This window comes from Arthrobacter sp. D1-17, from assembly GCF_054130535.1.
On the sequence record NZ_CP096382.1, the window covers coordinates 1,750,018 to 1,764,094 of the forward strand.

At 65.0% G+C, this 14,077-nt stretch carries 13 protein-coding genes and 2 tRNA genes; 9 read left to right on the forward strand and 6 right to left on the reverse strand.

Annotated features, from left to right (window positions below):
• The first annotated feature begins 90 nt into the window (after nt 1–90).
• The 3 genes from M1E01_RS08180 to ettA are packed head-to-tail and all read left to right on the forward strand — an operon-like array spanning nt 91 to nt 3,046.
• Nucleotides 91–654 (forward strand): single-stranded DNA-binding protein, encoded by a 564-nt coding sequence (locus M1E01_RS08180; protein ID WP_457974541.1) that lies wholly within the window; start codon nt 91–93, stop codon nt 652–654.
• 55 nt (nt 655–709) lie between these two features.
• Entirely contained in the window at nt 710–1,318 is a 609-nt protein-coding gene (locus M1E01_RS08185) for a DUF6993 domain-containing protein (RefSeq protein WP_457974542.1), read from the forward strand.
• A 45-nt stretch (nt 1,319–1,363) separates the two neighbouring features.
• Nucleotides 1,364–3,046, forward strand: a complete 1,683-nt coding sequence (ettA, locus tag M1E01_RS08190; RefSeq protein ID WP_457974543.1) for an energy-dependent translational throttle protein EttA — start codon at nt 1,364–1,366, stop codon at nt 3,044–3,046.
• Nucleotides 3,047–3,257: 211 nt separating this feature from the next.
• Here ettA and M1E01_RS08195 read toward each other — a convergent pair whose 3' ends face one another.
• Nucleotides 3,258–4,229: an acyl-CoA thioesterase gene (locus M1E01_RS08195; protein WP_457974544.1), complete on the reverse strand. Its 972-nt coding sequence runs from the start codon at nt 4,227–4,229 to the stop codon at nt 3,258–3,260.
• A 62-nt stretch (nt 4,230–4,291) separates the two neighbouring features.
• On the opposite strand from M1E01_RS08195, the gene M1E01_RS08200 reads away from it, so the two are divergent.
• A complete protein-coding gene (locus M1E01_RS08200; RefSeq protein WP_457974545.1) occupies nt 4,292–4,954 on the forward strand; it encodes a hypothetical protein in 663 nt (220 codons plus the stop codon).
• 27 nt (nt 4,955–4,981) lie between these two features.
• Here M1E01_RS08200 and M1E01_RS08205 read toward each other — a convergent pair whose 3' ends face one another.
• From M1E01_RS08205 to pepN, 4 genes are read right to left on the reverse strand one after another with little or no spacing between them, the layout of a single operon-like run.
• Entirely contained in the window at nt 4,982–5,440 is a 459-nt protein-coding gene (locus M1E01_RS08205; RefSeq protein WP_457974546.1) for a globin, read from the reverse strand.
• Nucleotides 5,441–5,442: 2 nt separating this feature from the next.
• The gene (locus tag M1E01_RS08210; RefSeq protein ID WP_457974547.1) at nt 5,443–6,114 is read right to left on the reverse strand and encodes a mechanosensitive ion channel family protein; all 672 of its coding nucleotides are present in this window, start codon (nt 6,112–6,114) and stop codon (nt 5,443–5,445) included.
• Nucleotides 6,115–6,171: 57 nt separating this feature from the next.
• Nucleotides 6,172–6,672, reverse strand: coding sequence for an OsmC family protein (locus M1E01_RS08215; RefSeq protein WP_457974548.1), 501 nt, complete (start codon nt 6,670–6,672; stop codon nt 6,172–6,174).
• Between the two features lie 9 nt (nt 6,673–6,681).
• Nucleotides 6,682–9,234 (reverse strand): aminopeptidase N, encoded by a 2,553-nt coding sequence (pepN, locus tag M1E01_RS08220; RefSeq protein WP_457974549.1) that lies wholly within the window; start codon nt 9,232–9,234, stop codon nt 6,682–6,684.
• A 135-nt stretch (nt 9,235–9,369) separates the two neighbouring features.
• On the opposite strand from pepN, the gene M1E01_RS08225 reads away from it, so the two are divergent.
• From M1E01_RS08225 to M1E01_RS08235, 3 genes are all read left to right on the forward strand, one after another.
• Entirely contained in the window at nt 9,370–10,386 is a 1,017-nt protein-coding gene (locus tag M1E01_RS08225) for a hypothetical protein (RefSeq protein WP_457974550.1), read from the forward strand.
• Between the two features lie 104 nt (nt 10,387–10,490).
• A complete protein-coding gene (locus M1E01_RS08230; RefSeq protein ID WP_457974551.1) occupies nt 10,491–10,985 on the forward strand; it encodes a ribose-5-phosphate isomerase in 495 nt (164 codons plus the stop codon).
• Nucleotides 10,985–11,947 carry an Fpg/Nei family DNA glycosylase gene (locus M1E01_RS08235; RefSeq protein WP_457974552.1) on the forward strand — a complete coding sequence of 321 codons (963 nt, stop codon included), beginning with the start codon at nt 10,985–10,987 and terminating at the stop codon, nt 11,945–11,947. Before M1E01_RS08230 ends, M1E01_RS08235 begins: the two co-directional genes overlap by 1 nt.
• A 125-nt stretch (nt 11,948–12,072) precedes the next feature.
• Here M1E01_RS08235 and M1E01_RS08240 read toward each other — a convergent pair.
• A tRNA-Gly gene (locus M1E01_RS08240) sits at nt 12,073–12,143 on the reverse strand.
• A 132-nt stretch (nt 12,144–12,275) separates the two neighbouring features.
• On the opposite strand from M1E01_RS08240, the gene M1E01_RS08245 reads away from it, so the two are divergent.
• Together M1E01_RS08245 and tig are read left to right on the forward strand one after the other, a co-directional pair.
• A tRNA-Pro gene (locus M1E01_RS08245) sits at nt 12,276–12,350 on the forward strand.
• Nucleotides 12,351–12,430: 80 nt separating this feature from the next.
• Entirely contained in the window at nt 12,431–13,816 is a 1,386-nt protein-coding gene (gene tig / locus M1E01_RS08250; RefSeq protein ID WP_457974553.1) for a trigger factor, read from the forward strand.
• Nucleotides 13,817–14,077 lie beyond the last annotated feature (261 nt).

A 14,077-nucleotide genomic window follows, 5' to 3' on the forward strand; every position in this document is an offset into this window, starting at 1 on the left:
ATACAGCACTGCCTGCCTCCCCGCAGTCGCGTCGGCGGTTGATGCTGGAAGTGCCTGCTAGGGCAAGACACTTCGAGACAGGACACCAAGATGAGTGACAACATTACGGTCCGGGGCTTCGTGGCCACGGAGATCAGGAGCTCCACCACATCCGGCGGCGTCGCCACTGCCTCCTTCCGCCTCGGCTCCACAGAGCGCCGCTACGACCGTTCCAGCAACACGTGGGTGGACGGCCACACCAACTGGTTCACCGTCCAGGGTTATCGGCAACTGGCCGGAAACATGGGGTGCAGCGTTAAGAAGGGGCAGCGCGTCATCATCGTCGGACGGCTGAAGCTGCGCAGCTGGGAAAAGGAGGGCAGGATCTATCACGCTGTCGAGATAGACGCCGAATCGGTCGGGCATGACCTGATGTGGGGTTCCGCCAATTACACGCGGAACGCCGGCAACAAAGGGCAACCGGCCGCTGCGGTGGCGGCCGGGGAGAGCGCTGGAGGGCCTGGTTTCGATTCGGGCTCCCCTGACGGCGATGACCCGCTGACTGACGACGAAGGAGACGACGACTCTGCTGCCGGTGTTTTCGTCGATGACACCACCGGCGATCCCCTCCAGCTCGACTCCGACACGGGCGAGCTCACCGGAGCCGCAGCCTGACCGCCGGAACGTGCGGCACCGTACCCCCTGCGGTGCCGCATGGCACAATGGCAGCGTGACCCCACCCGAGGCATACCCTAAGCTCAAGACCGATCCTAACGCCGTCCGCCCCCGGGGCTCCGCCCGCTTCCGGATCAGGAGCATCTCCCTCCGCATCTTTGCAACAGGGCTGTTGCTCGCTGGATTGGCAGCATGCAGTTCCGGAGTCACCCCCCAGCCAGGGGCGGACACCACGACGGATGCAGGACCAGGTCAGACCACCGCATCAGTTCAGACCACCGCAGCAGGCCAGCCCGGCGCGGCACCGGGAGCGGCACACGGTGCGGGGGCTTCAACAGCAGCGGCAACTCCCACTGCGGCGGCGGGAGGGGCATTGACCGCGGCGCAGAAGAAGATGACGGACACGCTGGCCGCCGTAGCAGCAGGGACCCCGAAACCCGGAACGGAGCAGATCAGGCAGGCACTAACGGCGGCAGGATTCCCTGCCGCCACCCTTGAGGTTTCTGCCGGCAAGACACCGACAGGCCTCGATGTCGATTCGATCGAAGCCGCAGCAGCCCACGGACGCGACTGCGTCATAGGCCAGATCCGCGACGGCAAGGTAACAGTGACGGTGCTGCCCGTCCTCGCGGGCGGGAAGTGTTTCGTCGGAGCCGGCGGGTGAGCACGGAATGTGAGATATCACCGCCAACCCACTAGATTTGGAACTATGGCGGAATTTATCTACACAATGACCAAGGCCCGTAAGGCTGTTGGTGAAAAACTTATTCTTAACGACGTCAGCATGTCGTTCTTCCCGGGTGCCAAGATCGGCGTGGTTGGCCCCAACGGTGCCGGTAAGTCCACCATCCTTAAGATCATGGCAGGGCTGGACACACCCTCGAACGGCGAGGCCCGGCTGAGTCCCGGCTACACGGTTGGCATCCTGCTCCAGGAACCGCCGCTGAACGAGGAAAAAACCGTCCTAGGCAACGTCCAGGAAGGCGTTGGCGAGATCTACGGCAAGATCCAGCGGTTCAACGAAATCTCCGAGGAGATGGCCAGCCCGGACGCCGACTACGACGCGCTGCTGGAGGAGATGGGCCACCTCCAGGAAGCTATTGACGCCGCCGACGCCTGGGATCTTGATTCCCAGCTCGAGCAGGCCATGGACGCGCTCCGCTGCCCGCCGGCCGACGCCGATGTCACGCTGCTGTCCGGCGGTGAGCGCCGTCGCGTCGCGCTCTGCAAACTGCTGCTGCAAAAGCCCGACCTGCTGCTCCTCGACGAGCCCACCAACCACCTCGACGCCGAGAGCGTGCTGTGGCTGGAACAGCACCTGTCCACCTACGCCGGCGCCGTCCTGGCGGTCACCCACGACCGGTACTTCCTGGACCACGTGGCCGAGTGGATTGCAGAAGTCGACCGCGGTCACCTGTATCCCTACGAGGGCAACTACTCCACATACCTGGAGAAGAAGCGCGCCCGCCTTGAAATCCAGGGCAAGAAGGACGCCAAGCAGGCCAAGCGCCTCTCCGAGGAACTCGAATGGGTGCGCTCCAACGCCAAGGGCCGCCAGACCAAGTCAAAGGCCCGCCTGGCCCGCTACGAGGAGATGGCGGCGGAGGCTGACCGCACCAGGAAGCTGGACTTCGAGGAGATCCAGATTCCGCCGGGACCGCGCCTGGGCGGTCTGGTCCTGGAAGCCAGGAACTTGCAGAAGGGCTTCGATGACCGCGTCCTGATCGACGGGCTGTCCTTCTCCCTGCCCCGCAACGGCATTGTCGGCGTCATCGGCCCCAACGGCGTGGGCAAGTCGACGCTGTTCAAGACCATCGTGGGCCTTGAGCCGCTCGATGGCGGCGAGTTGAAGATTGGCGACTCCGTCAAGATCTCCTACGCAGACCAGAGCCGCGGCGGCATCGACCCGAACAAGACCTTGTGGGAGGTAGTGTCCGACGGTCTCGACTTCATCCAGGTCGGTAACGTCGAAATGCCGTCCCGCGCCTACGTCGCCGCCTTCGGCTTCAAAGGCCCGGACCAGCAGAAGAAGGCAGGAGTCCTCTCAGGCGGTGAGCGCAACCGGCTGAACCTGGCGCTGACCCTCAAACAGGGCGGCAACCTGCTGCTCCTCGACGAACCGACAAACGACCTGGATGTCGAAACCCTCAGCAGCCTCGAAAACGCCCTGCTCGAATTCCCGGGCTGCGCCGTGGTGGTTTCGCACGACCGCTGGTTCCTGGACCGGGTCGCCACCCACATCCTGGCCTACGAAGGCGATGACGAGAACCCGTCGAAGTGGTACTGGTTCGAGGGCAACTTCGAATCCTACGAGGAAAACAAGGTGGAGCGGCTCGGTCCCGACGCCGCCAAGCCGCACCGCGTCACGCACCGCCGCCTGACCCGCGACTAAGTCGTTAGCCCGCACCAAGAGGTGCAACGGCAAAGGCCGGTTCCCGAAGTGAACCGGTTCCCAAAGGTGGATTGCGAAATCAGTCCTTACTTGCGGGGACCTGTTCAAAGGGGAACCGGCCTTTCGCCTGTCCGGGGCCAAGAAGCTGTCCGGGGCCAAGAACCTGCCGGGACCACAAGCCTGTGCCCCAGACCGGGAATGCCGGGGCTGCTCAGCCCCGGCGCATCTGGTGTTGCAGGACTTTGGATTGGAAAGCCCCGGCCACCTTGCTTTTGAAGTCGGTCGGCACCCGGACCATGCCTTCCTGTGCCACGGATGCGACGTGCAGCCCCTCGCGGTTGAAGATCTTGCCGGTGGCCAGCCCCCGGGCACCCTGGGCGCTGGGTGATTCCTGGACATAGAGCAGCCACTCGTCCACCCGCACTGGCCGGTGCCACCACATCGCGTGGTCCAGGCTCGCTACGCTCATCCCGGGCGTGATCCAGCTCAGCCCGTGCTTGCGGAGGATCGATTCGAGCAGCGTGTAATCGCTGGCGTAGGCGAGGGCCGCGCGGTGGAGGTTGGCGTCGTCCGGCATGCGGCTGAAGGTCTTCATCCAGACGGCGTTGCGGGCTTCCTTTTTGCCGGTGGCCGCGACATACAGGGCCGGGTTCACGTGCCGGATGTCAAAGGGCCGCTCATAGGACCAGTGCCGCGCCACGGGGTGGTCAAATTTTCCCAGCAGATCGGCCGTGCTGGGCAGAGACTCAGGATCGGGGATTCCCTGAGGCATTTCCGACTGGTGCTCCACACCCTCGTCCTCCGCCTGGAAGGAGGCGATCATGGACAGGATCGGCGTACCGTCCTGGTACGCGTGGACCCGACGAGCAGAGAAGGACCGGCCGTCCCGCAGCCGCTGCACGCCGAACGTGATGGGCTTGTCTGCGTCCCCGGGCCGCAGGAAGTAGCCGTGCATGGAATGCACCGGGCGGTCCGGATCCACAGTGCGCATTCCCGCTATCAGTGCCTGTGCGAGCACCTGGCCGCCGAACACACGCTGGTGCGGCTGGCGCTGGGACGGGCCCATGAAGATGTCTTCGTCCGTCCGGGCGCCCTCAAGTTCACCAAGATTGAGCAGTTCGATCAGTGACGTCGTGGGGTCATTCGTAGGCAGTTCCTGCAATCCGGCGTCCGCTTCAGTCATGGTTTGACTCTAGACGTCGCCCCGGCAGCGCTCAACCGGACGCACCCGGTAGTGTTCTTGATGTGTCCGATCTCCTCACCCAGTCCTTCCGTTTCGCAGATCCCCGCGATCTGGCCGACCTGCGCACCTTCGCCACGCGCGCCAAGGCCATCGACGACGGCGCCATACGCCTCCAAGGTGCGGGCCAGGTCCTGGCGGCCTACGTCTGCATCCTTCGGCCCCGGATCCTGGGGGAGTCCACACCGACCATCCTCGGCCTGCGGACCATCGGCCTCGCCGAACCGTCCGCGGTCGACGTGACCGTGCCGCTGGCGGCTGTCCTGGACCGGCTCGCCCGGGCAGGGGAGAAGGACGCCGAACTGCCGGTTCCGCCGTCGACGGTCACTGAATCCTGGGCGGGCGTGGGAGCGCCGCGCGGTGGCTGGGAGCTGATTGGCTCTGTTCCCGATGATGAACTGCGGCGGGCCGCCGAGGCCGGCATGTCAGAGGTGGCAGAAATAGTGCCGGACAATCCGGGAGCACTGATTGTGAACAACGCCCGCGCCACCGTATGGGGACGGGAGTTGGAAGGCCGTTCCGGACTTCCCGCCGGTGCAGCCTTCGCGGCCCTTGCGCTCGGGTTCCTGGGCAGTGACGAGCAGCGCCTGTATCGTGCGGGGCGGTGGTTCCGCCTCAGCGGCAGCCGCGGGCACGTCCTGGCCCGGACGGGCGCCGGCCTGCTCTAGGAGTGCAAAAGCAGCGCTAAGCCGGGATCAGGAATCCGACGGGCTGTTGACCATGGAGAGCGCAGCGCGTTCCATGTAGTCCCAGAGAGTGCCTTCGTACAGCGGCGGCAGCTCAAGTGAGTCCACGGCCGTACGCATGTGGTGCAGCCAGCGGTCCTTCGCCTCGGGCGTGACGCGGAACGGCATGTGGCGCATCCGCAGCCGCGGGTGTCCGCGCTCTTCCCCGTACGTCGTGGGCCCGCCCCAGTACTGCTCCAGGAACATCAGGAACCGCCGCTTCGCAGGGCCGAGGTCCTCTTCGGGATACATTGGCCGCAGCAGCGGGTCCGTGGCCACGCCGTCGTAGAAGACGTCGATGAGCTTTACGAAGCTTTCGTGGCCGCCCACGGCGTCGTAGAAGTTGTCGGTGTACCCCGGCTGGCTGAAGGGATCGTTGCGCATCAGCTGCCGGGGCGCATTGGGTTCGGATGGTGTGGGAAGGGTCATGGCTATTCTCCGGCCTTTTGCTGCGGTCCGTGCTGTGCTTCCGCTTCCAGCGGCCCGGCGCCCGGCTCCTCTGCCGGAGGTACGTAGTTGCCCTGCGAGCGGTTGCCCACGCGGAGGATCTCGCCGTTGCGGAGGTACCAGATGGCGCCGTTTTCGTCCCGGACGCGGGTGATCCGCAACCCGATGGATTCCACCACGCCCACCACTTCGCTGGTCTCGATGACGTCACCGATGCCGTACTGGTCCTCGATGGTGATGAAGATGCCGGCCAGGAAGTCGCGGATGAGCTGCTGGGCACCGAAACCGATGGCGATACCGAAAATTCCGACGCTGGTCAGCAGCGGCGCGACGTCGACGTCGAGGTTCTTCAGGACATAAATACTGGTAATGACGGCGAGGACCACGCCCACAACGCTGTTCAGCAGCGACCCGATGGTCCTGGCCCGCTGGGCGCGGCGCTCATGGTCGAGAGCGCGCAGGGCGGGGGCGACCCAGCGGAAGTGGGGCTTTTTGAACAGCGTAGTTCCGCTGGCGACCCGCTTGGTGATCCGTGAGATCACGTACGTTGCCAACAGCCACAGGAGAATGCCTGCGCCGAGGCTGATCGCGATTCCGGCAACGTTGAAGCCCGCGGGCTCAAGCGAGGCCGTAGGCGTTGTAAACATGCTGTACATCAGTAGGGATTGCTCCTTGTGGTTCACCGGGTGCCGGTCTCTGTTTCCCTATTAAGCCTAGCCGGACTGAGCGGGCAGCTGGCGCTCCGCGGGTGTGGTATGGGGAAGGTGCAGCACGGGGAAGTTTACGCTGCGGGCGATGAAACACACCGCGTTGGCCTGCCGGTGCATCTCCTCGGCCAGCGCGACGTGCGCGGGGTCCGCCACCACGACGCGGGGTCGGAGCGTCACGGTCTCGAACTGCCCACTGCCGTCCCGGTTGAGCCGCAGCATCCCGGTGGCGTTGTCCTCGTAGGACATCACCACAACCCCGTGCTTCACTGCGACATGCAGGAAGGACAGCATGTGGCACTGTGCGAGCGCCGTGAGCAGCAGCTGCTCCGGGTTGTACCGCGTACGGTCGCCGTGGAAGGTGGGGTCGGCAGAGCCCTTAAGGACCGGCAGGCCCGGGATTTCGATGTCGTGGTCACGGGAATAGTCCCGGTAGGACGACGTGCCCGTTCCGAGGTTGCCGGTCCAGCGTACGGTCAGCGCATAGTGATGCTCGCCAAGGGCCATGGCGCCGGCTCAGACGTCAGCCGCGCGTGCCCGCAGCGCCCGGGCTACGCCGTCGCGGTTTTCGAGCATCATCCGGCGCAGCGCCGCGCTCTCCTCCGGGAGCGCCGCGAGGAACGCGTCGGTGCGGTCGATGGTCTCCTGAGTGGTCAGCTGGGCCGGGTAGAGCCCGAGGACGATCTGCTGCGCCAGCGCGTGGGTGCGCTCCGCGACGATCCCGGGGACTGCCTGGAAGTACTTTTCCGAGTACGGCTCGAGCAGCGCGGTATCCAACACGCGCGTGAAGCCGGCGACCGCCGAGGCCTGGATGGCGTTGGAGAGATCACCAATGACAACGATCGACTCCCAGGCCGCTGCCTTCGCTTCGGGGGTCGGAATAGCTGCCTTGGCCAGCGCCGCAGCATTTTGTCCACTGGACGTGTTGTCCTTTTCCAGTTCCGCGTCGATCTGTTCCTGGCCGATTCGGCCGCCCACAACAAGGGAGGCCACGAGCTCCCAGCGCAGGTCCTGGTCCACCGTCAGGCCCGGGAGCGTGGCTGAACCGTCCAGCAATCCGGCGACAGTGTCGAGCTGCTGCTCACTGCGGGCCAGCAGGGCGTACGACTTCACGAACTGCAACTGCGCATCGGACCCTCCCGGCACGGCAACAGCCAAGTCCCAGAGCCGGTCCGCGGCCGACACGATCGTGGGTTCACGGTGCTGCTCCGCAACATAAAAGGTCAGTGTGGTGGCAAGCTGCCGAAGCTGGACCAGGATGACGGACGAATCGCTTTCCGCGGCGATGTTGGCCAGTATCAGGTCCACGTAGCCGCGTGCGGGGGTCTCGCCGTCGCGGGCCGCGTCCCAGGCTGAACCCCAGACCAGCGTGCGGGGCAGGCTCTCCCGGAAATCCTTCAGGTGCAACGTGGCGGTGGCCAGGGACTTCCCGTCCAGGCGGACTTTGGCGTAGGCGAGGTCGTCGTCGTTGAGGAGGACCAGGTCGGGCTGCCGCAGTCCGGCGAGCGCAGGCACTGCTGTGCGTTCGCCGTCGACGTCGAGCTCCTCACGGTGGACGCGCTCCAGCTTCCCGTCCTCGGAGACGTCATAGAACCCGACGGCGAGGCGGTGCGGTCGCAGGGTCGGCTGTTCTGCGATGGCTGACTGGAGGATGGCAAAGTCGGTGATCGTGCCGTCGGCATCCACCGTCAGCTCGGGCTGCAACGTGTTTACCCCGGCCGTTTCGAGCCAGAGCCGGCCCCACCGGTCAAGGTCTCGGCCGCTGGCTTTCTCCAGTTCCGCCATCAGGTCCGCCAGTTCCGTGTTGCCCCAGGCATGCTTGCCGAAGTACTCCCGGACGCCGGCCATGAACTGCTCGGAACCCACCCAGGCCACGAGCTGGCGCAGTACCGATGCACCCTTGGCGTAGGTAATGCCGTCGAAGTTGACCTCCACATCGTGAAGATCGTTGATGTCGGCGAAGATCGGGTGCGTGGTGGGGAGCTGGTCCTGGCGGTAGGCCCAGGATTTCTCGACGGAGGCGAAGGTGGTCCAGGCGCTCTGGAACTTGGTGCTTTCCACGGCGGCGAGGTGGGACATGTACTCGGCGAAGGACTCATTGAGCCACAGGTCATTCCACCAGCGCATGGTCACGAGGTCGCCGAACCACATGTGCGCCAGTTCATGCAGGACGGTGATGGCACGGCGCTCCACCTGGGCTTCCGGGACCTTGCCGCGGAAGACGTAGCCCTCCAGGATGGTCACAGCGCCGGCGTTTTCCATCGCGCCGGCATTGAATTCCGGCACGAAGAGTTGGTCGTACTTCTCGAACGGGTACGGGCAGCCGAACTGCGCTTCGAAAAACTCGAATCCTTGGCGCGTGAGCTCAAAGATGTTATCGGCGTCCAGGTACTGCATCAGCGATTTGCGGGCAAACACGCCGAGCGGAATGACGCGGCCATCCGAACTGGTGACATCGCTGCGCACCGACTGGTAGGGGCCGGCGACCAAAGCGGTCACATAGGAAGAGAGCCGCGGCGTTGGCGCGAACTCCCAGATGGAACGGGCACCGCCGGCAGAACCCGGAGACGTCTGCACCGGAACCGGGGTGGGGGAGTTGGAAACGACATCCCAGTGCGACGGCGCCGTCACCCGGAACGTGAAAGCGGCCTTGAGGTCCGGCTGTTCGAACACGGCGAACATGCGGCGTGAGTCCGGCACCTCGAACTGGGTGTACAGGTACACCTCGCCGTCCACCGGGTCAACAAAGCGGTGCAGCCCCTCGCCCGTGTTCATGTAGGGCGTATCGGCGACCACGGTGAGTTCGTTCTGCGCGGCAAGGACGGGCAGTTGGATGCGGACACCGTCCGAAACCTCCGCCGGATCAAGCTCCCGCCCATTTAACGTCACCCTGTGGACGGTCTCGGTGACAGCGTCAATGAAAGTGGAGGATCCAGGGGCGGCGCTGAACCTGACGGTGGTTGTGGCACCGAAGACTTTTTCTCCCCTCGTGAGGTCCAGGCTGACGTCATAGGAATCGACGGCGATCAGGTCGGCGCGTTCACGTGCTTCGGTGCGCGTCAGGTTCATGCCTGGCAAGGTTGTGCCTCCAAAAGGGTGGGGGTCGTTACTGTGAAGCCATTGTTTCAGCTGGCGGATCTTTGGCAAGCAGCAGGGACGCCGTTTCCAGTCCCGGCGGCGCTTCAGCCGGAGTAGTTTTAAAGCATGGGTAAGTTCCTCGATTCGGTGGACGTCAAGGCCCTGCGCTTCGCGGTCGGGTTTCCCGTGCTGCTCGCCGCGGCCTTCGCACTCAGCGCCGTGCTGCTGCGTCCTGACCTTCCGGAACCGCTGGCGATCCAATGGAACGACGGCGGCGGCATCAGTTTTGCCCCCTTCGCCGCGTATGTAGGGGTTGGCGCCGCCATGATCATCGCTGCCGGCTGGCTGGTGCTCCTGCAGGCCGTACCCGTCTCGCGGCCCACCCTCATGCGGCGGATCATGATGGGCGCCGGACTCACGCTCAGCCTGTTCGTCACCACCGTCCTCGCAGCAGGCATGGTGGGGCAGGCGGGCGAGGCTGACGCCCGGGAATCGCATGTGGACCTCATCGTGCTGTCTACCGGAAGCGGCGCAGCCCTCGCGCTCGGCGTCATCATGGGATTCGTTTTCAAGGCTGACCAGCAGTGGACGCCCGAGGACGACCGGGCGCTTCGGCGGGAGCTGGAGTTGGAGCTTGATCCCGAACTCGCCACCGACTCGATGAGGCTGTGGGTGCACGCCCGCAGCTCCGTCTTCGTCATGATCGGAATCGCCAGTCTCTTCCCGGCCTCGCTCATCGCGATTGCCGTCCCCTGGCTGGGTGTCCTGCTCGTGGCAGCTGCCATCATCGGCGCGGCTTTCCTGTTTGCCCGCGTCACCGCCGACCGCAGTGGGCTGCGGGTTTTCGTCGCCGGGATACTGCGCGTCGTCGATGTTCCAGCCGGGGCGATTTCGGCCGCAGCCCCCGCAGACGTCCGCGCAGCCGACTACGGGGGCTGGGGCTACCGCAACCACGGGGAAACTGCCGCCGTACTGGTGAGCAGCGGGCCCGCCGTCGTCGTCCACAAAACCGACGGCCACAGGCTCGCCGTAAGCGGCGGCAACATCGCCTCTGCTGCCCGCCTCGCCGAAGTCCTCACACGCGTTGCCGCACGCGCCCGGCAGGACAGCCGTCCTGCCTCCGAGGACGAAGGGGACGCGTAAAGACAGCGTCATGGCCAAACCAGCACCTAGTACGCTGGGAGCTGTCGATTTTGATCTGTACCAGCCCGGCCGCGCCCCGAGCTCATGACTGAACGGAAGCCACCGTGACAACAACCCCTGCATTCCCGCGGGTCCACATCGCCACTGACCACGCCGGCATGGAGCTGAGCGCCCATCTGGTCAGCCATCTGTCGGCCAAGGGCTACGAAGTGGTGGACCACGGACCCAAGGAATACGACGCCCTGGATGACTACCCGTCGTTCTGCATCAACGCCACGCTTGCCGTTGTGGCCGACCAGCAGGCAGGCGTGCACGCCCTGGGCATCGTGCTGGGCGGCTCAGGGAACGGCGAGCAGATCGCAGCGAACAAGGTCAAGGGGGCCCGCGCGGCGCTCGCCTGGAACCACTCCACCGCAGTTCTGGCCCGGCAGCACAACGACGCCAACGTGGTGGCCGTCGGCGGCAGGCAGCACAGCGTGGAGGAAGCGACGGAACTCATCGAGGCGTTCCTGCAGGAACCGTTCAGCAACGACGAGCGCCACATCCGCCGCATCGGCAAGATCGCCACCTTCGAAACCACCGGCGAGGTCGTCGAGTAGTGCCCGAGGGGCATACCATACACCGGCTCGCGCGCCAGTTCCGTGACGTGTTCGCGGGCCGGCGGCTTGCCGTCACAAGCCCACAGGGCCGCTTCTCCGCCGGGGCGGCCCTGCTGGACGGCCACACACTGACGCGCTCGGACGCCCACGGCAAGCACCTGTTCCTGCGCTTCGAGCACGGCCTGGTGCTGCACGTCCACCTCGGCCTCTACGGCGCGTGGGACTTCGGCGGCGACCGCGAATTCAAGGGAGCATCCAGCATCGGAGCGCCGCGCAGGGTAGGGGAACGGGAGGTGCCCGGCGGTACGCCCGCTGCCGGCACCCCTTCTGAGGCTGCCTCCGATGGTGAACCTGTTTATGAGGGCCCGCCGGAACCCGTCGGAGCCGTGCGCGTGCGCTTGGCCAGCGACCATGGCTGGGCAGATTTGCGCGGTGCGACCACGTGCGCAGCGATCACGGAAGCTGAAGCGGCGACAGTCCTGCGGAGGTTGGGCCCGGATCCGCTGCAGGCGTCCGGCATGGGCCACGCGGCACGTCCTGCCGGGGACGGGCGCGGGGGGCGCGAGGACTTCGTTAGCTTGGTCATCACACGAAGAACCCCCATCGCGACGCTGCTGATGGACCAGAAGGTGATTGCCGGCGTCGGAAATGTCTACCGCGCCGAAGTGCTGTTCCGGCAACAGATCGATCCGCTGCTGCCCGGCCGGGCGCTTTCAGCGGACGCCGCCGCGCTCCTCTGGGACGACACCGCAGCCGTAATGGCCGATGGCGTCCGCGACGGCCGGATCATCACCACGACGCCGGGCTACTGGAGTGACCCTGGCTCGCTGCCTCCGAATGAGGAAGCGCATTTCGTCTACCGCCGCCACGGGCAGCCCTGCCGAGTCTGCGGTACAGCCGTGGAATTGGCCGGGCACGCCGGCCGTAAGTTGTACTGGTGCCCGACATGCCAGCAGTCCTGATGGCTACGGTGCTGATCCCGCAATAATCCTGGTGCCTGCCCGGCTGCGGAACCGTTGCAGCTGGGCGGGCGCACCAGCGCTACATTGAAAAAGAAAAGGGCCCCTCACCGAGGGGCCCTTTGCAGAGGGGACGACGGGAATCGAACCCGCGTAATCAGTTTGGAAGACTGAGGCTTTACCATTAAGCTACGTCCCCGGAGGAAGCCAGCGTTGCCGCTGCACATCTTCAGGGTGACTGTTCAAGCCGGATATAACTAAACCTAATTCATGCCCCCGGTGTCAAATGTGCAAAGCCGGCAGGTATGAACGTAGACTGTCCTGTGCGTTACGGGGTGTAGCTCAGCTTGGCTAGAGCACCTGCTTTGGGAGCAGGAAGTCGCAGGTTCAAATCCTGTCACCCCGACTCTGCGGCCTTGGCCGATGGCTTGGGCAGAAATCGCGTTTTGCAGAACACCAACCAACCAAACCAGGAGTACTTAGACCGTGAAGAGCGCTGTCGAGAACCTCACCCCCACGCGGGTCAAGCTCAATGTTGAGGTCCCCTTTGAGGAATTGAAGCCCAGCATCGATGAGGCATACAAGACTGTTGCTTCCCAGATCCAGGTCCCTGGCTTCCGTAAAGGCAAGGTTCCCGCCAAGCTGATCGACCAGCGCGTTGGCCGTGGCTACGTTCTGGAGACCGCGATCAACGAAGGCCTCAACGGCTGGTACCAGGCTGCCGTGCAGGAATCGGGCATCCGCCCGCTGAGCCGTCCCGAGGTTGAAATCACCGAGGTTCCGGACCCGACCGCCACCGACGGCGAACTTAAGTTCCATGCCGAGGTTGACGTCCGTCCCGAGATTGAGCTTCCGGACTACTCGGGCATCAAGGTCGAGGTTGCTGCTGCCGAATCCTCTGACGCTGACGTCGACAAGGCCTTGGACGAGCTGCGCGGCCGCTTCGGCACGCTGAAGTCCGTGGACCGCCCGGCAGCCGACGGCGACTTCCTGACCATCGATATCACCGCGTCCATCGACGGCGCCGAGGTCGATTCCGCATCGGGCCTGTCCTACCAGGTCGGATCCGGCACCATGCTCGAGGGCCTGGATGAGGCAGTTACCGGCCTGAGCATTGATGAAGACGCCATCTTCGACACCACCCTCGTCGGCGGCGACCACGCCGGCCAGGCCGCCCAGGTGAAGGTCGTGGTGAAGGCTGTCAAGGAGCGCGAACTCCCTGAGGCCAACGATGACTTCGCCCAGCTGGCTTCCGAATTCGATACCCTCGCCGAACTGCGCGAGGACCTCGCCAAGCAGGCAGCCGACTCCAAGGTCGTCGAGCAGGGCGTCGAGGCCCGCGACAAGGTCCTGGACAAGCTGGTGGAGCTCGTCGAGGTTCCCGTTCCGGAGTCGGTCGTCGAGGAGCAGCTTGAGCAGCACTTCAAGGCTGAGAACGCGCACGGCGAGGGAGAGCACGACACCGAAGAGCACCGCGCCGAAGTTAAGGCCAACACGGAGCGCGCCTTCCAGAACGAGATCATCCTCGACGCCATCGCCGAGAAGGAAGAAGTGGGCGTCAGCCAGAATGAGCTGATCGACTACATCGTCAGCACGGCCAGCCAGTACGGCATGGACCCGAACCAGTTTGCCCAGATCATCGATCAGAGCGGGCAGGTTCCCATGATGGTTTCCGAGGTCCGCCGCCGCAAGGCGCTGGCCGTCGTCCTCGGCCAGGCCGAGGTCACCGACACCGAGGGCAACAAGGTTGACCTGAGCGACTTCGTCCGCCCCGCCGGCCAGGAGGAAGCACCTGCCGCCACCGAAGGCGAAGAGGCAGAAGAGGGCACCGAGATCGCTCCCAGCGAAGATCCTGCAGCCGCCAAGTTCTAACGCCTGACGGCGTCTGACGCCAGCGTCACAACAGCCCAGCAGCGGCCCCCGGATCCCTGATCCGGGGGCCGCTGCGCTTAACCCTGGCGCACCGGAAAAGACCGCTTCGCGGCACGCCCGGGTCATCGTGCGCCGACAGCGAACAGCGCGATTCCGACGAACAAAACGCCGGTGAAAGCGGTTAGTGTCCAAGTAGTGAAGTTCAGTGATGTCACCGTCACCAGCGAGAGGTAAGTACATATGTCACAGCAAGCAGGGGCA